The sequence below is a fragment of the Chryseobacterium sp. 2VB genome, from assembly GCF_005503635.1.
GTDB lineage: Bacteria > Bacteroidota > Bacteroidia > Flavobacteriales > Weeksellaceae > Chryseobacterium > Chryseobacterium cupriresistens.
The window spans coordinates 409,930-430,103 of record NZ_SCNC01000001.1; the positions used below are offsets into that span (position 1 = coordinate 409,930).

Consider the following 20,174-nt stretch of genomic DNA (forward strand, 5'->3'; position numbering starts at 1 on the left):
TTCCTAATCCTCAACACATTTATTTCTTGCCGCCTTCATTCCAAAATACAGCATCAGCAGTACAGCAAAGCTTAACAGATAGAATGAACTGTTCCAGGAAATATCCCAATCATGCAATTTTCCAAACAACGGAGGCCCGAATGCAGCAATCAGATATCCTACAGACTGAGCCATTCCTGATATTTTAACCGCATTACTGCTGTTTTTCGTTCTCGTGGAAAAAAACAGGATCGACAGGCTGAAAGACAATCCATTAGAGATACCAATAATCACCGCATTTGCATAAATCCACTGTGATTTCAGGAAGACAAACATCATGGTACTGCCAAACATCAGAGCACAAATAAAAAGAATCAAAAACCTCTGATCTTTCATTTTACTGGCAATAATCGGACAGCAGAATGTCACAGGAATCATCGTAATCTGAATGACAAAAAATACCCAGCCCGAACTTTCTCCCTGCATATGAAAATCAGCAAGAAAGGAAGGAAGCCATGCTACCAGGCAATAATAAAATAAAGACTGCAGTCCCATAAAAATACTGATATTCCATGCCTGGGCAGATTTGAACATATTAAAATTTGAAGTACTGAGCGCTGTTTTAGGTAGGGTCGGATTTCTTTTGTTAAATATAAATTCCAATGATAAAACAAGGAAACCCAATGCGGCAATCACCAGCCATATTCCCAGAGAGCCTTTCCATCCAAAACCTGTCAGTTCTCCTATTTTCACGCTGAATCCGGAAGCTAAAGCTGCTGTAAGATTCATAGATACCGCAAAAATTCCTGTCATAAGACCTATCTGCTTCGGAAAATTATTCTTAACATATCCCGGAGTGACTACATTTCCAATGCATATTCCCAAACCAATGAAGATAGAACCCAAAAACAAAAGCCATAGAGATCCGGTGATTCTCAAAAATAATCCGAAGCTTAAAATAATCAGGGAATACATCAGAAGCTTACTGATTCCAAACTTATTAGAAAACCTGCTCACCAGTACAGAACAGGCAGCGAACATAAACAGTGGAATAGAAGTGAGCAGGCTCACCTGAAAATTATCCAGTTGTAAAGCATCTCTTACTTCTCCGAGAACAGGAGCCACCGCAACAATCGGCGAGCGGAGATTGCTGGAAATTAAGATAACAACCAGAACATTAATGATTAATAAAACATACGAAGCATTCTTCTTTACTTCACTCTTCATCATAATAAAAACTTTTGTACAAAATTAACGTAGTAAATTTGTTTAATTTTGCCAAAGTTTTAACCTGAAACGACATGAACGCTAATGACAGTATAAAAATAGATGACCTCAAAAAACCATATTTTGTATGGTTTGAAGAAAACTGGGTGCATGATAATGTTCTGCATCATCATCAGAAAGGGCAGCTTGTGTATGTAGAGAGCGGTTTTCAGTATATTACCATTGAAGAAAAAATCTATCTCCTTCCCCAGAATCATGCAGTATGGATACCTCCCAATGCTGTCCATAAAACCAATTCCCATTCTGAAAAAATCAAACTGATGATCATGTTTGCGGACATCAGGACCGAAGAAGCTTTTTATCATAAAGTGAACGTATTTTCTGTTCCGCCTGTTTTGAAGGAAATGATAAAATATGCAGAGAAATGGTCCAAGCTGATGACTTCGGATCATAATGAGAATCTGTTCCTGAAAGCAATGTTCAACGAACTTCCACGGTTTGTAGAACATTCCCTGACTTTTCATATCAGCCTTCCGAAAGATAAACGTCTTGATAAAGTTATAGAACATCTGCATAATCATTATCGTCATGAAATCAACATGGAAAAGCTGAGTGATACAGCTCTTCTGTCTTTCCGTACACTGGAACGTATTTTCAAAAAAGAAACAGGTCTTACCCTAAGCAAGTATCAGCAAATGCTACGTATCATCAAAAGTCTGGAATATTTGAGCTCCGGGAGTCTTACGGTTTCAGAGACGGCTTATGAAGTAGGATACAAGAGTGTTCAGGCTTATACCAGAAGTTTTCAGTCTGTGATGAAGTTCAGACCGACTGATTTTATTAAAACCATTCAATAGATTTTAAACCTGTATAAAGACAGTTTAAATTTGTCAAAAAGAAGAGTTATTAACATTATAAAACTTCTCCTATTCCTTTAAACAAAAGCAATTAGTAGGATCGAAAAATAAAATATTTCACATTTCCACACTTTTCCACTTCAATAGTCAATATTCAATTATGATATTGTTGAAAATAAAAAGGTCTCCACGAATGGAGACCTTAAAAAAACACAAATGATGAAAAAAAATTATTTCGATTCACAAATATAAACAAAAATTATGTTATGTAAAACATCATAAGCTTATTTTTTTTAAAAATTATGGATTTTATCAAAAAATAATTATTTCCTAAATCTTTCCTGATTTCTTTGAGATTCCGAAATTAGCAATACAAAAACCTATGCTAATAAATATAATTCGCCATCTGAAGAATTGTACACACGATTTTTAACCAAAATAAAGAAATACCAAAAAGTGAATTATTGTCAAAATATATCTTACCTCGGCTAGTATTCAAACAGTTGTTTAACTATTTATATGATCCTGCGCATAAATTCTGTACGTTTTTTATGCTACTTTGCTTAAAAATCTAATATGATTCCAAAAATACTTAAGGGTGTTCCTGCACAAAAATCAGGAGGCTTTCATGACACGGAAAGCAGAAAAGTATTTGACCAGGCTCTGATTCCGGAAAAATTTGAAATATTAAAAAAAAGATTTTTTTCAGTTAATCAATGGGAAAGCTACAGCGGGAAGGCGTTTGCGGCATTTAAACTGTATAATTTTAATGGTGATCCTGTCGACCGCGAACCTCTGATAGGAGATTTTATCCGGATTGATATTCCTGGCCCAGGAGAAGCAGAGGCAAAAGGATATGATTGGGTAAAAATAATAGATATCTGTTTCTATGAGGATAGTTTTTCAGAGAGCCTATCCATAACATGCGAACCTTCAGTAAATCCTCAAAATAAGAAAAGCGGTCACATTGCTCATTTTTATAGTTCTGCAGCCAGCTCAACCTTCATGATATCCAGAAGTACCAATTATCTACAAGCAGCGGTATATGGCCGAAATGAAAGACCTAACCGAAATGCTAAGTTTCTGGATGTCATCAGAAATTTCGCGATTGCTATAGGCGGAATGATGGGAATTGCAAAAATACAATGGAAACAGCTTACTGATAGTTTTCTCGATTTTGATTAAATGGCTGTCCCTTTTTTGACTTAGATCAAAGTTTTGTGTTGACTGTTCGGAGACCTTTGCACCCGAATATTTTAAACAAAATTTATGAGTACAACATTAGAAAAAGGACAGACTATTAATTTCTATCAGGCAACCGCTCCTATTATCATTTCGGTATTTGCGGTCTACCTTACCATAGGAATTGCTTTGGGAGTACTTCCCAGGTTTGTTCAGAACACATTAGGCTTTGACAGCATTATTGTAGGACTTGTGATTGGTCTGCAATCATTGTCAACACTTTTAACCCGTGCCTATTCCGGAAAAACTACAGATACCAAAGGGGCAAAGAAAAGTAAAATGTCGGGTGTAATACTGGCTGTTATTGCTGGGATTATTTATGTACTGACAGTATTATTCCAAGCTAATCCTATCCTGGCCCTTTCCTTCCTTTTAATAGCAAGAATTATTCATGGGATTGGCGAAAGCTTCCTCGTTACCGGTGCATTAACCTGGGGAATAGGTCTCGTAGGACATTCCAACTCAGGGAAAGTAATGACCTGGAATGGTATTGCCATGTATGCGGGAATTGCAATCGGAGCTCCCATCAGTATCTGGTTAAATAAAGAATACAATATTCTGTCTGCTTTTCTTCTTATTGCCTTACTTCCGCTGGTGAGCTGGCTTTCCACAGCAAAACTTCCTTCTATTCCCGTGGATAAAGATCATGTAAGAACTCCTTTCTACAAAGTAATTGGTGCCATATCGGGTCAGGGTTTAAGTCTTGCTTTTTCATCCATGGCTTTTGGATGTATTGCTTCTTTTATTGCATTATTTTTCTCACAAAAAAATTGGGGTGATGCTTCACTTGCCTTTATGATCTTCGGAGCATGTTATGTGCTGACCAGAATTTTCTTTGCTTCTTTTCCAGATAAATACGGAGGTTTTACAATAGCCTTGATCTCTCTGATTATCGAAGTGGCGGGACAAATGCTGATCTGGACTTCTGCTTCCAAAACATTGGCTATTATCGGATGTGGATTAACAGGGGTTGGATTTTCATTGGTATTTCCGGCTTTGGGAGTTCTCGCCATTCAAAAGGTAAAACCGCAGATGAGAGGAACAGCGCTAGGAGCCTATGTCGCATTTGTTGATCTTTCATTAGGGTTGGCAGGTCCCATTGCAGGGTTAATTGCCGGTTGGTTTGATTATCAGACTGTATACCTGTTCGGAGGCATCAGCTGTATCATTGCAATGATTATTTTACTGTTTAACAAAAAATAAAAATGGAATATTCACTAACATCTCAAGTAAAAGAAACGAAAAAAATACGTTCTGTATTTACCGTTAAAAAGAAACTCTTTATTACACCCCATTTAATCCGTGTTATATTTGATATTGATGAAAAACAGGCTGAACTATTGGCGAATGTTAAGTCCGGATCTAATAATAAAATCTTTATCCCCACTGAGGAAAACATCATTCTGATCAGAACCTATACCAATAGAAAAATTGACCTGGAAGAAAAAGAACTGAGTGTTGATTTTGTAGCTCATGGTGACAATGGACCAGCTTCTGCATGGGCATTAAAGGCCAAACCAGGAGATCTATTGGAAATAGGTATGAAAGAAAGTTCAAAACCATTAGTTCCGAATGCTGATTTTTACCTGCTTGCAGGAGACGCAACGGCACTGCCTGTGATTTGTGCCATTGCAGAACAATTTCCTTCCTATGTAAGAGCAAAAATAATATTGGAGGTGGCAGATAAAGAGGACGAACTGATCTTGTGTTCTGCAGCAGATTTATCTGTAGAATGGCTACACAATCCTCATCCTGAGCAGGGAAGCAAGCTTGCAGAAGCAGTGAAGTCTGTGCAGTTTCCACTCGGAGTATTAAAAGAATATGTTTATATCGCCGCAGAATATTCCACTGTACATGAGCTTCGTACTTACTTCAAAACAACACTGGAATGGGATCCGCATGGCATGTACATTTGTTCATACTGGAAAGCCGGGCAGGCAGAAAACTCATAGTTAGAACCGAATAAAAGAAGTAAGCAAAGCCATTTATTACTATTTTTGCTTACATGCAGGAACTTTTAACGTCATACATCAACAATAGAATATCAGTAACGGATACAGAAATGGAAACAATTCTGTCCTATTTCAGACCTGTCCAATTAAAAAAGAATGAAATGCTCCTTTCCAACGGGCAAAACAGCCAGAGAACATTTTTTGTTGTAAATGGCTGTCTCCGTATATTTTTTATCAATGAAGAAGGGCAGGATTCTACCCGGTATTTTGCTTTTGAAAATCAGTTTGCCACTGCACTTACCAGTTTTATTACTTCTGAACCCTCTGAGGAATTCATAGAAGCCGTAGAGGATTCAGAAGTATATTATATTAGTCATAAAAATTTTTATCACCTTCTGGAAATTATTCCGCAATGGGAAAAATTTTACAGAATATATCTGGAAACTGCTTATGTAAATAATACCAAAAGACTGATGTCTTTCCTTGTTCAGGATGCACTTGAAAAATACCGCCAGCTTTTGGAAGAAAACCCTGTGGTGGTTAGAAGGCTTTCCAATAAACTGGTCGCTTCCTATCTTAATATCTCCCAGGAGACACTGAGCAGACTGAAATCAAGGCTTTGATTTTTTGTTTGATCAACCTAACATAATAACGAAGATCTTTTATTTATTTAAACCATTTTTAAACTAGATCAAATTCTCAAAAAATTAATAGTACAGCCTTCTCAGGAAAAATTTAAGCCTTATATTTGTACTCATGTTAAAATGGTTTTCCATATTATGTTCAATGATGTATGTGCTGGCTACCACCAATGCGGGGGAAGTACTGAAAGTACCTATGTTTGTGGAACATTTCATGGAATACCACGGAAGTCTTTCAGAATTTGTAATGGAGCATTATGATAATCACAAACAGGATTCTGACTGGGATACCGATCAGAAGCTGCCTTTTATCAATCCACCTATTGTATTGACTGTACATGCCCAGCTTCCGGAACTTTCATTTGAAATAAAAAAACCTAAGGAAATTACTGTTTCAAAGAAAAGCAGTGTCTACAAGGAAAAAGACTTTTCCAACCAATACCTTTCTCAGATTTTCCAGCCACCGCGGCTTTCTTAATTGACTTCACATTGAAAATTAATGCTTTATGTTATTACCTAAAGCAGTGAATTCTTGTTACATATCAATTAATTCGTAATGCATTGTATTAATGCTTAATCCTTAACCTGAGAAGTTACAAACGTTTATTTTGATACTTTAAGTTTTGAGAGAATTTCAGCTTTTATAAAGCATTCCGGATTACCATTAATCGTTTTTCCATGTTAAATAAAATTATTGAGTTTTCTGTAAAGAATAAACTCATCATTGCTCTGCTTACAGTGGCTCTCATCCTCTTTGGAGTCTATGAAACCACTAAACTTCCCATTGATGCCCAGCCGGACATCACCAATAATCAGGTTCAGATTATTACGACTGCTCCTTCTTATGGTGCAGCAGATATAGAACGCCTTGTTACGTTTCCTATCGAACAGGCTACCAGCAATATCAGCGGAATCACAGAATTGAGAAGCTTTTCACGTTTCGGGCTGTCATTGGTGACGGTAGTTTTTGACGATAAGACTGACGTGTATTGGGCCCGACAGCAGGTTCAGGAGCGTTTACAGCTTGTTCAGGACAATATACCGGCAGGAATCGGTAAACCGGAATTAGGACCTATTTCAACCGGATTGGGAGAGATTTTCCAGTATGTGGTAAGGGCCAAAAAAGGATACGAAAATGTATATGATGAAACAGAACTGAGAACTATTCAGGACTGGGTGGTCCGAAGACAGCTTCTCAGAACCAAAGGTGTGGCAGATGTCAGCAGTTTCGGAGGAAAACTGAAACAGTATGAGATTGCCATCAATCCTAATCAGCTACAGGCATTTAATATCAATATCAATGATGTTTTTGCGGCTCTCGAAAAAAACAATCAGAATACCGGAGGAGCTTATATTGAAAAGAAAGAAACCGTTCTGTTTATCCGCAGCGAAGGGCTGCTGGGAAGTACAGAAGATATTGAAAATATTCAGGTGGCAGAAACCAAAGAAGGTATTCCGGTACATATAAAAGATGTAGCGTCTGTCAAGATCGGTTATGCAACAAGGTATGGCGCCATGACCTATAACGATACCGGAGAAGTATCAGGAGCAATTGTCCTGATGCTGAAAGGAGAAAATGCCAATGTCGTGATCGGAAATATCAAGCAAAGACTGGAGAAAATCCAGGAATCATTACCGGAAGGAGTCGTGATTGAACCTTTTCTTGACCGTGCTAAAATGGTGAACAATACGATCAGCACTGTAAAAACAAACCTGATGGAAGGGGCTTTGATTGTGGTTTTTATTCTGGTTTTATTTCTGGGGAATTTCAGAGCAGGATTACTGGTAGCATCAGTTATTCCTTTGGCCATGCTTTTTGCCATTATTATGATGAATATTTTCGGGGTAGGAGGAAATCTGATGAGTCTAGGTGCGCTGGATTTCGGTCTGATTGTGGATGGTGCCGTCATTATTGTGGAAGCCGTACTGCATCAGCTTGCGCATAAAAAGCATTTTGGAAAAGACAATATGCTCAGCAAAAAGGAAATGGATGATCAGGTTTCAGGCTCTGCCACTAAAATGGTTAACAGTGCGGTTTTCGGACAGATTATCATCTTAATTGTATATCTTCCGATTTTTACCCTTCAGGGAATTGAGGGCAAAATGTTCAAGCCTATGGCTCAGACTGTTGCCTTTGCCCTGATCGGAGCATTTATTCTCTCCCTGACTTATATTCCAATGATGAGCTCTCTGGTATTAAGCAGAAAGAAAAAAGAAAAAGAGACTATTTCAGACCGTGTGATGGGCAAGGTGGAAACCGGACATCAGCGATTACTGATGAAAGCTCTTAAATTCAGAAAAACTATTATTATTGGCGTGCTAATCCTGTTTGCAGGTGCTGTTTTTACGCTTTCCAGAATGGGTGGGGAATTTATACCGTCTTTGGAGGAAGGCGACTTTGCTGTTGAAATGAGGATTCTTCAGGGAAGTAATATCAATGAAACCAAGAAAGCCACTACACAGGCGGCGCATATTCTTTTAACACAGTTTCCAGAAGTACAAAAAGTAGTCATGAAAATTGGAAGTGCAGAAATTCCCACGGAACCAATGGCAATGGATTCCGGAGATATGATCGTCGTTTTAAAGCCTAAAAAGGAATGGACCTCTGCAACAACATTTTCTGAGCTTTCTGACAAAATGAGCAAAGCATTAAGTGTTATTCCGGGACTGACAACCAGTTTTCAATTTCCTGTACAGATGCGTTTTAATGAGCTGATGACCGGAGCAAGGCAGGATGTAGTCTGCAAGATTTATGGTGAAGACCTGGACAGCCTTGCCACCTATGCAAAAAAGATGGGAAGTATCATCAACACCGTAAAAGGTGCCCAGGATCTTTATATTGAACCGGTAGTAGGAGCTCCGCAGGTTGTGATTGATTATAACCGTTCGGAGCTGTCCCGGTATAATATTTCGGTGGCAGAAATCAACAGGGTGATCAATATGGCTTTTGCAGGGCAGACCGCAGGTGCTTTGTATGAAGGCGAGAAAAAGTTTGATATCGTTGTCCGCATGGATAATGAACATAAAAAAGATATTACCAGCATCCGGAACCTTTTGGTTCCTACTGCTTCAGGGGTGCAGATTCCCTTGTCACAATTGGCGAAAGTGGAACTTAAAAACAGTCCGAACCAGATTCAGAGAGAAGATACCAAAAGAAGGATTATTGTAGGTTTTAATGTAAGAGGAAGGGATGTTCAGAGTATTGTGGAAGAACTTCAGCAAAAAGCAGATAAGGGCCTGAAACTATCACCGGGATATACCATTTCTTATGGTGGTGCTTTTGAAAACTTAAATGAAGCCAAGGCCAGATTGGGAATTGCTGTTCCTATTTCGTTGGTGATGATTTTCCTGTTACTATTCTTTGCTTTCGGTTCAGTAAAACACAGTTTGTTAATCTATACTGCGATTCCCTTATCTGCGATAGGAGGTGTGTACTTTCTGGCGTTGAGAGGAATGCCTTTCAGCATCAGTGCAGGGGTGGGATTCATTGCTTTATTTGGAGTTGCCGTACTTAATGGAATTGTTTTAATATCAGAATTTAACCGATTGAAAAAGAACGGAATAAACAACACCAGCAGAATTGTACTCATGGGTACAAAAATCAGGCTTCGTCCGGTTCTAATGACTGCGTTTGTAGCTTCTCTGGGGTTTCTTCCCATGGCCATCAGTAACGGGGCAGGAGCAGAAGTACAGAGACCTCTGGCAACGGTAGTGATCGGAGGATTAATGCTTGCCACTCTTTTAACCCTGTTTGTCCTTCCAATTTTATACGTCCTGTTTGAACATATTAATAAAGATAAAATGAAATTCTCAAAAAAACTCAACTATAAAAAAATGTCTGTTTTCCTGTTGTTAATATCCTTTGGAACTTATCAGGCTCAGGAAAATATTACCTATGATCAGGCTTTGGAAAAAGCATACCAGCAGAATGGTACTCTTAAAAATTCAAAATTAGTCTCAGATTATCAGGAAAAACTGAAAGCCAGTTATCTGGATATTCCCCAGACGGAAATTACCGGAGGATTTGGGCAAATTCAGGGTGAGGAAACGGATAATTCATTCGGAATCTCTCAAAGGTTCAGTTTTCCAACGGTGTATTCAAAAAGAAAACAAATGCTGGATGCCGAATGGTCTGCCAGTGTCATCAGTCAGAATCTTACCAAAGCACAGCTTACCAAGGAAGTGACAGACGTTTTTTACAGGATACTGGTGCTTCAGGAAAAGAAAAAAGTGCTTGAATACATCAGCCAGCTTTACAATAATTTTGCAGACAAAGCCGGATTAAGATTAAAAAAGGGAGAAGCCAATATTCTGGAAGAATCTACCGCCGAAATCCAGAAAGAACAGATCAAAGTACAGTTGAATACGTTAGAAAACGACCTGAATATCGCAAAACTTCAGCTTCAGTTATTACTTCAGTCAGAGGTTCCGTACCAACCAGTGGCCGATCGTCCCACTATGAATATCGGACTTCAGATTTCAGAAGAAATGGTAAAACAGCATCCTGAGCTTCAATATCTGCAGCAGCAGATTAAAGTAGGTGAGGCCGAAGTACAGCTTGAGAAAAGCAGACTGCTTCCGGATCTTCTTATAGGATACACCAATCAGAGTATGAAAAACATCAATAACAACCGTTTCAACTCCGTTCAGGTGGGCGTAGGAATTCCGCTGTTTACCAAAGGACAGAGAGCTTTGGCAAAGGCAGCACAGGCTAAAATTGCCATCTCTGAAAATCAGTATCAGAGAAAAGAAATTGAGCTTAAAAACAGATTGAAACAACAGTTGGCTAATTATATGAACCAACAACAGATCATTGAAAATTATCAACAAAAACAGCTTCCAAAATCTGAAACTATTCTAAAAACCGCTCAGAAACAGATGGAAGTAGGAGAAATAGGTTATCTGGACTGGGTAATCCTGGTGAATCAGGCCGTAAAAACCAAAGCAGATTATATTGATCAGCTGGAAAAGCTTAATCAAACGGCAGCCGAACTTCAATTCCTAATTTCAAAATAATACATCATGCATTTCAAGAATATACCACTATACAGCCTTGCCTTCATCCTTACTTTATCTTCATGTTCCGGTAAAAAAGACGAAGAAAAAACGGTTTACGAAAACACCCAATTTTCCAAGAATGACAAAAATTCTGTTCATCTTACAGAAAAACAGATTCAGTCTGTAGGGTTAACAACAACCAGTATTCAGAACAGGAATATGGAAAAACTGGTGAGATTAAACGGAAAGGCAGAAATTGCACCATCTCATATCAGTTTAGTTTCCAGTATTATGGGTGGACATATCAAATCGATCAATATCATTAATGGAAGTCATTTCAGCAAAGGACAAGTGCTTGCAGTAGTAGAAGACCCCCAGTTTATACAGTTACAGCAGGATTATCTGGTGACCAAAGCTCAGCTCGAAGCGGCAAGACTGAATTTCAACCGTCAGAAAGAATTGAATACAAGCAAAGCCAGCAGTGACAAAACCCTGCAGACTGCTCAGGCAGATTATTCTACTTTGAATGCCACTTTAAAAGGGTTGGAAGAAAAACTGAGAATCATCGGAATTAATGCCAAAGGCCTGAGTACCGGAAATATCAGAAGTAAAATCAACATTTATGCTCCTTTTACAGGTTTTGTAAGCAAAATTCTGGTGAATAACGGGCAATATATCAACCCGGCAGATACTTTATTTGAGCTGATCAATCCGGCAGGGTTACTTTTAGAGTTGAAGGTTTTTGAAAATGATGTGAATGATGTAAAAGTGGGGCAGGAAATTTTGGTGTACAACAATCAGAATCCGGATGTGAAATCCAATGCAAAAATTGTCAGCGTAGTTCCCAGTATCGAAAACGGGGGTTCTGCAACCGCAATTGCCAGATTATCTTCTGTGAACAGGGAATTTGTAAAAGGCATGTATGTGAATGCCGAAGTCAATATCAGTGGACGTTACACCCAGGGACTTCCCAACGAAGCGATCGTTTCTTTTGAAAACAAAAATTATGTTTTTGAAGACCTTGGACAATCCAATTACAAAATGATTCCTGTGGTCACCGGGATTTCTGACGATCAGTTTACGGAGATTGTAAAAGCAGATGCTTTAAAGGATAAGAAAATTGTGCAGAAAGGGGCTTACAGTCTTCTGATGATGCTTAAAAACAAAGCAGAATAATTAAAGTGAAACCACAAAAGACACAAAAGCTTTTATTTTGAAACACTTTAGCCCACTTAACTAAGCTGAAAATAATGATGTAGAAAAATTTCACATAAGCGAAAATCAAAGATTTTCAAAAACTTAGGTGTACTTATATGTTTAAGCAAGGTTCTTATGAAAAGAAGTTAAATGTCAAAAACTTTTGTGACTTTTGCGGTTAGAATAAAACAGACAAGAAGAAAAGATCAGTTATTCAGCTGATCTTTTTTATTTCAAACAATTAAAAAAAATGACATTTGACATGTTTTCAATAATTAAAATACTATTTGACGCATAATTCATTTTAAAATAATATTTTTAAGAAGTGAATAGTTGTAAAGGATTTTTAGATGAACAATAAAAAACTTTATCAAAACTTTATGACACAAAAACCTTTGCACAATTTCCATATTCCGGTAATGGGACTGGCTTATACCATAGACAGCCCGATTCGTGTTGCTCAGTATGGAATTTCTTCCGTCATCTCTATTATTGATGATGAAATCCTGGAAAAAATGAAGAACTTTTACAACAAAAAGTTCAATCTTAACTATTTCGGGATCTCAGCAAAAACAGAAGATTACAGAGCAAAAAGAGTTACCGCTTATCTGGATATGGTAGATGATATCGTGAATGAAAAATTTGAATCTTTCAAACAGGAAATCAGCAAAAACAAGGAAGCTTTGAAGGAATTCATGGCTATGCTTCCAAATACATCAGACCTCAAAAACAGCCTTCAAAATCTTATCAATCAAAAAGATAACTGGAGTTCCAATATTAAAAACTTCATTGAATCGAATTTAAAACCGGGAAGTATTGATGTCAATATCATGACGAAAGTAGATAAAGACAACTATCAGAATAATGAACAGCTTCCTGTGATGTATAACGATGCCCATGCCTCACTGCGCGGATTTGCCAAAAGTAAACTATCATCATCAATGGTTCTTTCTGCAGGGATGAATCCCCGTTTGTACAGCTATATGGAGGAGTTTGAAGATTTTTTCCCTGACGAAAACGGAAACATCAAAAAGAAAATCATCCTTAAAGTAAGCGATTTCCGTTCGGCTATGATTCAGGGGAACTTTCTGGCCAAAAAAGGATTATGGGTTTCTGAATACAGAATAGAATCCGGATTGAATTGCGGAGGTCATGCATTTGCTACTGAAGGAATGCTTCTCGGGCCTATCATGGAAGAATTCAAGCAGAAAAAAAATGATCTGATACAATCAGCTCACGCCTTAATGACAGCTGCTTTGGAACAAAAAGGAAAGCATGTAGTTTCCGAACCTTTAGAAATGAAAATTACCGTTCAGGGTGGAGTAGGAACTGCTGAAGAACACGGTTTTTTATTGGCAAATTATAATGTAGACAGCGTAGGATGGGGTTCTCCGTTTTTGCTTGTACCCGAAGCCACATCGGTAGATGCAGAAACCAGAAATTTACTTTTACGGTCAAAAGAGCAGGATTTCTATCTGAGTAATATTTCGCCTTTAGGAGTGCCTTTCAATACGGTAAAAGGAACTTCCAATGAACGATTAAAGTATGAAAAAGAAGCAAAAGGGAAATATGGAAGCTCGTGTCCCAAAAAACTTCTGGCATTAAGCAAAGAATTTTCACCCGAAGGAACCTGTACCGCTTCCAGAAAATACCAGGATATCAAACTCAAAGAACTGTACGACAATAAGGAAACCCTTACAGAAAAGGAATTTAATAAAAGAAAATCCGAAATTACGGATAAAGCCTGTCTGTGTGTAGGACTTGTGAATGCGGCATACATGGAGCAGAATCTTGAAATCAAAGGGGAAAAGCAAGGCGTTGTCATATGTCCGGGACCGAATATTGCCTTTTTTGATAAGGAAGTTTCTCTTTCGGAAATGGTAAAACATATTTACGGAAACACCAATATTCTTTCCAACAACCAGCGTCCGAATATGTTCATCAACGAATTGAAAATGTATGTGGATTATCTGAGAAAGGAAATCAGCGAATCCACTGCACAGATTACCCATTCGCAGACAAAAAAATGGAATGCTTTCAGGAAAAATGTGCTTGAGGGTATCGAATATTATCATGAGCTTTTTAAAGCATCACCATTCTTCAGCAACGGTTTGTCAACCATTTATCATCAGTTACAGGAATATAAACTTCAGCTTATTGCTATTGACATTCCTCAGGTTGAAAAATAACCGTATTTTTAATTGATAGAGAATAAAAACAGCTTTCAAATGGCTGTTTTTATTTTTTTAGCTGTTTTTATTGGAAAAGCGCGCATGCTCAAGAATATTTCAACTTTAATCAATGTAAGATTTCAGAAAGAGATATAAAAATAAATAGTATTCAATTGTATTGGAGATAAAATTTTTGCGTCTTAAAACAGTTAGCTTTTAATTTATTTGCGCCTTTGCGCTTTTCCAACACATTCAAATAATCAAAAAAACCGAGGAAACATCAGCATTCCCATTTATAATAACTATGGCCGGAATGGTCATTTTGAATATTTTCAAGGCTTAATATTCCCTACCTTAGAGATCACTTAGTAAAATTATTTTGATGGAAAAAAGAAAGATCAAAAACACCGATTTAACGATTGCGCCAATCAATTTCGGAGGAAACGTTTTTGGATGGACGCTGGACGAGAAACAGTCTTTTGATATACTGGACCGCTTTGCTGAAGCAGGATTCAATTTTATAGATACTGCAGATACCTATTCATGGTGGGTGAACGGGAAAGGCGGACAGTCTGAAGAGATCATCGGAAAATGGATGAAAAGCAGAGCTAACCGCAATGATATCGTTCTGGCAACGAAAGTAGGTTCAGAAACTAAAGAACACGGTTATGACATCAGCAAAAAACACATTCTTAAATCTGTAGACGAGTCTCTGCAAAGACTTCAGACCGATCATATTGATCTTTATTATACGCATTTTGATGACAACATCACTCCTGCAGAAGAAACCCTTGCAGCATATGATGAGATCATTAAAGCTGGAAAAGTACGTTATATTGCGGCTTCCAACTTATCTCCGGAACGTTTGAAGGCATCATTTGAAGCTGCAGAAAAGAATAACCTTCCAAAATATGTTGCGTTACAGCCTCATTATAACCTAATGGAAAGAGAGGGATTTGAGCAAAATTATGCCCCTCTGGCAGAGCAGTTTGATTTAAGTGTATTTCCTTATTGGTCTTTGGCAGCAGGTTTCTTAACCGGTAAATACCGCGATGAAGCAGATCTGACAAAAAGTGCAAGAGGTGAGGGCGTAAGAAAATATTTAAATCCTAAAGGACTGGAAGTATTAAAAGCGCTGGATCAGGTAAGTGCAAAGCATCATACAACGCAGGGAACAGTTTCTCTGGCATGGCTGTTATCTAATCCTCTGATTACAGCACCCATTGTAAGTGCTACCAGTGCTTCCCAGCTTGAAACGGTCTTCAATGCACCAAAACTTGTTCTGGATCAGGAAGATATTGAGCTGCTGAATAACGCAAGCAACTAATTTTTTCAACTTGCATTACAGATTAAAAATTAAATCCGTTCATTGCTGAACGGATTTTTTTATGAGTAGACGATGATAACCACCCCGTCAAAAATTCTTTGAATTTTTGCCACCCCTGTGATGAATGGGAATTTAAGTTTTCGGTTGTTATATTCTGTTGTTACTATTAATCGGAATATTCTTTCAGAAGCTGTCTGTAGCTCATTAATATTGAGGATTTTGAGATGAAACCGATGAAATCATTGGTATCACCTACTACAGGGAGATTCCATACACCTGTATCATCAAAGGTCTGAAGAATATCCAGGGGTTTATTTTCACGGTGAAGAACAGCTGGTGGAGCTTTCATGATCTGGGCAACCGTCTGCGAAGTTTCCATTTCTTTGTTAAAAAGGTAAGGTCTTATATCATCTAACGTAAGAACTCCTCTCAGTTTTCTGTTTTCATCCACAACAGCGAAAATATTTTTATTACCATTCTTCAACATTTCAAACAGTTCTGTAACAGAAGCATTTTCATTGATTGTCTGTGAATATTGATCAATAAAATCTTCAGTTCTTAAAGCAAACAGCAGGTTTTTGTCATGTTTATTTGTGAATATTTTTCCTTCATCAGCCAATGATTTTAATTCCGGAGAAATCGGGGAAAACCATTTGGCAATAAGATAAGATATAATGGATACAATCATTAGAGGAATAAACAAATCATATCCGAAGCTGGATTCAGCGATCAGGAAAATTGCAGTAAGAGGAGCATACAAAACACCGCTCATTGCTCCTGCCATTCCTACCAAAACGAGATTGGTCACCGGAACATCTGTAAACCCTAAATGCTGGCATACCAAGGCAAACAGATAGCCCAGAGTTCCACCGGCAAAAAGAGACGGAGCAAAGTTACCGCCGTTTCCACCACTAAAAATCGTAAATGAAGTGGCAAATGCCTTTAAAAGCAATACCAGTACAAGAAATATGATAATAGTCCAGTCACCGATCTCAAAATACCTGAAAAAACTGTTTTCAATAATAGTGTAGGTATTTCCGTTGGTAAAAGCTTTTACAGTTTCGTAGCCTTCCCCGAATAAAGGAGGAAAAAGAACACATAGCAGGGAAAGTACGGCTCCTCCAAACATGGCTTTACGCATTCTCGAAAGTTGAAGACCTTTTATAAAATGTTCTACTTTTTGAGAAATAATCACAAAATAACGGGCATACAATCCTGTAACAATCCCTAAAATAAGATAATACGGAACATTTTTATAGTTGAACGGATCCCTGGTATAAAACCTGAAAAGAACATCCTCCTGAAGTAAAATCCTTGATAAAAGACTTCCGCATACCGCAGCTACAACCAACGGAATAAAGTCTGTGAAAACCACTCCGGTTAAAAGAATTTCAAAAGCAAACATAATCCCGGCAATTGGAGCATTAAATGCTGAAGCGATCCCGGCAGTAGCACCGGCAGCCAGTAACAACGTACGTTCTTTATAACTTAACCTGTAGGTTTGTGCATAGTTGGAACCGATAGCAGCTCCGGTAACGGCAATAGGGCTTTCCAACCCTGCAGACCCTCCCAATCCTACGGTAACAGCACTTTGTATCACCTGGGAATACATTTTAACGGAGGCCACAATACTGGAATTCTGTGCAATTTCGTATAAAATAGCCCCGATTCCTTTACGATCCTGACCTTTAAACAAGGTAAGAACAATCATCGTTGTCAGAACGATTCCTAAGAAAGGAAAAACAATATAGAATAAAATCTGATATTCAAAATGAACTTTATTGGTAATGAAATAATGAATATTGTGTACCAGCGTTTTCAGGATAACTCCCGCAAGACCAGCCGTGCAGCCTACCAGAATTCCGGAAAGAACAAGAAACTGATTTCTGCTCAGCCTGTTGTTCAGCCAATGCAGGATAAGCTCATAACTGCGTGCTTTTTCCAGCCCGTATTTCTGGAAATCTCTTTTAAATTTAAGGAAACTGAGGTATTTTTTTTTGTTGTGAATTTTCACCGCCGAAATATTTTACACTATCATCAGATTGATAAAGTTTTGTAAATTTATGAAATATATCACAAAAAATATAGTAAAGAGCCTTTTTCAAACTATAGCGATGACTGTTTATTTCTATTAATCTTACCTTATTTCTTTCGTTTTTCCTGAAAAGATGAGCCCAACAGCCAATGCTCCAATGATTCCTGCGCCTGCCAAGATCAATGGTTTTGTAGAAACAGATAATAGTGTTTTTCCATCAATTCCCATATTTCCTGAGGAAGATTGGCGGACATTTCCACCTGTATTTTCTGCCTTACTGGCTTTCTTCATTATCATTCTCATTCCTGCAGAAGATACATAACGGATGATTCCCGGAAACATTTCATATAAATTTTTAAACACTACAGCAGACCAGTCCGGATAAGAAGCTTCTGTTGGATTTTTAGCTGTTTTTACAATTGAAGCTGCCAGTTTACGAGGATCAAACGATGGAGGAGGTGTGCTGAGCTTTATTCCCGAATAATTGGCAGCATGTTCTATTCCTGATGATTTCTGAAAACCAGGATAAAGCGCACAAATATGGATATCAGGAAAATCTGAAACTTCACCCTGCAGGGTTTCTACCATTCCGCGAACGCCAAATTTCGAGGCCGTATAGGCTGTTCCATAAGGTGCCGGCATCCATCCGCCAATAGAAATATTATTCAGTAAGACTCCTTTTTTCTGCTTTTTAAAAACAGGAAGCACTGCATGTGCCGAATGCATATACCCCAAAAGGTTGGTTTTCACAATCTGATCGCTGATATCTACCGGAATTTCTTCAAACTTTCCAAATGCAAGCACTCCGGCATTATTGACCCAATAATCAATTTTCCCGCTGAATTCCAAAGCTTCTCTGACAAGGTTCTGAACATCTTCTGCAACGGAAGTATCGGTAGGAACAGCAATCACTGTAGCACCCAGTTTTCTGCATAATTCTGCGGTTTCTGTAAGTGCTTGTTCTCCTCTTGCTGCCAATACCAGATCAGCTCCCTGTTCGGCAAAAGCTTCTGCCGTAGCCTTACCAACTCCGCTAGAAGCACCGGTGATGACGACTGTTTCTCCAAAAAACGGAGGTCTTCTTTGATTTTTCATAATATGATGGATTTAAGTTTTCTTATTTTTTTATCATGATCCGTTTCCTGTATTTCTTTTCGGAAAGAGAATAAGCCTGATGGATGGATTATTGGTGATAAATAGCCGGAACCAGTCCATGGCCAGCTGAAGTTTATTTTTAAACCCTACCAAAGGAATGATGTGGATGAAAAGCCAGGTAAGCCAGGCTATAAAACCGTTAAAGGAATTTTTCGGAAGATCTACTACTGCATTGTATTTTGATATGATGGCCATACTTCCTTTATCATTGTACCGGAATTGTTCCAGTACCTTTCCGTCTTCTATCCGTTTAAAATTGGAAGCGAGATTTTTACCCTGCTGAATGGCAACCTGAGCCAGCTGAGGATGTCCTTTTGGATATTTTTCTTCGGTAAGCATCAGACATATGTCTCCCAATGCATAAATATTGGTAGTTCCGGTTACTTTATTATAGTCATCCACCAATATTCGTCTGCCTTTCCCGATAGTTTCTTCCGGCAGACCGGGGATTTCTTTTCCAATGACTCCGGAAGTCCAGATCAAGGTTTCTGTTTCAATAGAATTTCCGTCGCTCAGAATGACTTTACAGTCTTTATAATCTTTTACAGATACATTCAAAAGGATTTTCACACCTAATTCTTTCAGCTTCTCATAGGCCGTTTTCTGGGCCAGCTGGCTCATAGGCGAAAGTAAAGTAGGTAAAGCATCAATAAGGTAAAGATTGGAAAGTCCCAGTTTGATTTCCGGATATTCTTTCTGGGCAATATATTTTCCCATTTCCGCAAGCATTCCTGCCAGTTCTACTCCTGTAGGTCCGCCTCCGGCAATCACGATATTCTGAAGTTTTTCGGCTTCTTTAATGTCTTTATTTCTAGCGGCTTCTTCCAGAGTCAGCAGAATATGATTCCTCAGATAGAGGGCTTCTTCTATATTTTTCATCGGAAGCGAACATCTCTTTACATTTTCCATTCCGAAAAAATTGGACTCTGTGCCCAATGCCAGCACCAGATAATCATAGCTGAGATTTCCGGTATCAGTTTCTATAGTCTTATTTTCAGGATTTACCCTGACCAGGCTTCCCATGTGAAATTTCACATTTTTATTGTTTGAAAACAATTTTCTGAAAGGATAACTGATATTGGAAGCTTCTATAAACGAAGTAGCTACCTGATAGATAAGTGGCGGGAAAAAATGATAATTGTTTTTATCGACCAGCGTTATTCTGAACCTTTTATCATTCTTAAGAGACTTGATAAGGTTAATACCCGCAAATCCTCCTCCTACGATTAGAATGTGCTTTTTCATAGTATGTGATTATTTCAAATGGTGTACTGAAATTCATTCAATAACAAGACCAAAGGAGCTACGAAATAAATATTTAACATAATATTCAAAATACTGAAATAGTTATTGCTCCGGCAGCTGGTACGGATTTCAGTGTTTCATTACAATT

At 38.1% G+C, this 20,174-nt stretch carries 14 protein-coding genes; 10 read left to right on the forward strand and 4 right to left on the reverse strand.

Features of this window, described 5'->3' with window-relative positions:
• Positions 1-3: 3 nt before the first annotated feature.
• Positions 4-1,209 carry a CynX/NimT family MFS transporter gene (locus FFS26_RS01880; protein ID WP_228449371.1) on the reverse strand — a complete coding sequence of 402 codons (1,206 nt, stop codon included), beginning with the start codon at positions 1,207-1,209 and terminating at the stop codon, positions 4-6.
• Between the two features lie 71 nt (positions 1,210-1,280).
• Between FFS26_RS01880 and FFS26_RS01885 the strand changes: the two genes are divergently transcribed.
• The 10 genes from FFS26_RS01885 (at position 1,281) to FFS26_RS01930 (ending at position 15,591) form a co-directional block, all read left to right on the forward strand.
• A complete protein-coding gene (locus FFS26_RS01885) occupies positions 1,281-2,063 on the forward strand; it encodes an AraC family transcriptional regulator (protein WP_137904125.1) in 783 nt (260 codons plus the stop codon).
• A 576-nt stretch (positions 2,064-2,639) separates the two neighbouring features.
• Complete coding sequence (locus tag FFS26_RS01890; RefSeq protein ID WP_110011233.1) at positions 2,640-3,248, forward strand: hypothetical protein; 609 nt, start codon at positions 2,640-2,642, stop codon at positions 3,246-3,248.
• A gap of 84 nt (positions 3,249-3,332) precedes the next feature.
• Complete coding sequence (locus FFS26_RS01895) at positions 3,333-4,508, forward strand: MFS transporter (protein WP_137904126.1); 1,176 nt, start codon at positions 3,333-3,335, stop codon at positions 4,506-4,508.
• Between the two features lie 2 nt (positions 4,509-4,510).
• Entirely contained in the window at positions 4,511-5,257 is a 747-nt protein-coding gene (locus FFS26_RS01900) for a siderophore-interacting protein (protein ID WP_137904127.1), read from the forward strand.
• A 53-nt stretch (positions 5,258-5,310) separates the two neighbouring features.
• Positions 5,311-5,880 (forward strand): Crp/Fnr family transcriptional regulator, encoded by a 570-nt coding sequence (locus tag FFS26_RS01905; protein ID WP_137904128.1) that lies wholly within the window; start codon positions 5,311-5,313, stop codon positions 5,878-5,880.
• Positions 5,881-6,013: 133 nt separating this feature from the next.
• On the forward strand, positions 6,014-6,376 hold the full coding sequence (locus tag FFS26_RS01910) for a hypothetical protein (RefSeq protein WP_137904129.1): 363 nt from the start codon (positions 6,014-6,016) through the stop codon (positions 6,374-6,376).
• 200 nt (positions 6,377-6,576) lie between these two features.
• Complete coding sequence (locus FFS26_RS01915; protein ID WP_137904130.1) at positions 6,577-10,914, forward strand: CusA/CzcA family heavy metal efflux RND transporter; 4,338 nt, start codon at positions 6,577-6,579, stop codon at positions 10,912-10,914.
• Between the two features lie 6 nt (positions 10,915-10,920).
• On the forward strand, positions 10,921-12,072 hold the full coding sequence (locus FFS26_RS01920; RefSeq protein WP_110011238.1) for an efflux RND transporter periplasmic adaptor subunit: 1,152 nt from the start codon (positions 10,921-10,923) through the stop codon (positions 12,070-12,072).
• A 401-nt stretch (positions 12,073-12,473) separates the two neighbouring features.
• Positions 12,474-14,282 (forward strand): hypothetical protein, encoded by a 1,809-nt coding sequence (locus FFS26_RS01925; protein WP_110011265.1) that lies wholly within the window; start codon positions 12,474-12,476, stop codon positions 14,280-14,282.
• Positions 14,283-14,646: 364 nt separating this feature from the next.
• The gene (locus FFS26_RS01930) at positions 14,647-15,591 is read left to right on the forward strand and encodes an aldo/keto reductase (RefSeq protein WP_137904131.1); all 945 of its coding nucleotides are present in this window, start codon (positions 14,647-14,649) and stop codon (positions 15,589-15,591) included.
• 166 nt (positions 15,592-15,757) lie between these two features.
• On the opposite strand, the gene FFS26_RS01935 is transcribed toward FFS26_RS01930, so the two are convergent.
• From FFS26_RS01935 to FFS26_RS01945, 3 genes are all read right to left on the reverse strand, one after another.
• Entirely contained in the window at positions 15,758-17,605 is a 1,848-nt protein-coding gene (locus FFS26_RS01935; RefSeq protein WP_137904132.1) for a chloride channel protein, read from the reverse strand.
• 123 nt (positions 17,606-17,728) lie between these two features.
• Positions 17,729-18,721 (reverse strand): SDR family oxidoreductase, encoded by a 993-nt coding sequence (locus FFS26_RS01940; protein ID WP_137904133.1) that lies wholly within the window; start codon positions 18,719-18,721, stop codon positions 17,729-17,731.
• 33 nt (positions 18,722-18,754) lie between these two features.
• On the reverse strand, positions 18,755-20,026 hold the full coding sequence (locus FFS26_RS01945) for an NAD(P)/FAD-dependent oxidoreductase (RefSeq protein ID WP_110011242.1): 1,272 nt from the start codon (positions 20,024-20,026) through the stop codon (positions 18,755-18,757).
• Positions 20,027-20,174 lie beyond the last annotated feature (148 nt).

Excerpts from the sequence above, each read along its gene's own strand:
- FFS26_RS01930 (WP_137904131.1), top strand. The coding sequence starts at position 14,647 with ATGGAAAAAAGAAAGATCAAAAACACCGATTTAACGATTGCGCCAATC.
- FFS26_RS01915 (WP_137904130.1), top strand. The coding sequence starts at position 6,577 with ATGTTAAATAAAATTATTGAGTTTTCTGTAAAGAATAAACTCATCATT.
- FFS26_RS01885 (WP_137904125.1), top strand. The coding sequence starts at position 1,281 with ATGAACGCTAATGACAGTATAAAAATAGATGACCTCAAAAAACCATAT.
- FFS26_RS01940 (WP_137904133.1), bottom strand. The coding sequence starts at position 18,721 with ATGAAAAATCAAAGAAGACCTCCGTTTTTTGGAGAAACAGTCGTCATC.
- FFS26_RS01945 (WP_110011242.1), bottom strand. The coding sequence starts at position 20,026 with ATGAAAAAGCACATTCTAATCGTAGGAGGAGGATTTGCGGGTATTAAC.
- FFS26_RS01895 (WP_137904126.1), top strand. The coding sequence starts at position 3,333 with ATGAGTACAACATTAGAAAAAGGACAGACTATTAATTTCTATCAGGCA.
- FFS26_RS01925 (WP_110011265.1), top strand. The coding sequence starts at position 12,474 with ATGACACAAAAACCTTTGCACAATTTCCATATTCCGGTAATGGGACTG.
- FFS26_RS01905 (WP_137904128.1), top strand. The coding sequence starts at position 5,311 with ATGCAGGAACTTTTAACGTCATACATCAACAATAGAATATCAGTAACG.
- FFS26_RS01920 (WP_110011238.1), top strand. The coding sequence starts at position 10,921 with ATGCATTTCAAGAATATACCACTATACAGCCTTGCCTTCATCCTTACT.
- FFS26_RS01910 (WP_137904129.1), top strand. The coding sequence starts at position 6,014 with ATGTTAAAATGGTTTTCCATATTATGTTCAATGATGTATGTGCTGGCT.
- FFS26_RS01880 (WP_228449371.1), bottom strand. The coding sequence starts at position 1,209 with ATGATGAAGAGTGAAGTAAAGAAGAATGCTTCGTATGTTTTATTAATC.
- FFS26_RS01900 (WP_137904127.1), top strand. The coding sequence starts at position 4,511 with ATGGAATATTCACTAACATCTCAAGTAAAAGAAACGAAAAAAATACGT.
- FFS26_RS01890 (WP_110011233.1), top strand. The coding sequence starts at position 2,640 with ATGATTCCAAAAATACTTAAGGGTGTTCCTGCACAAAAATCAGGAGGC.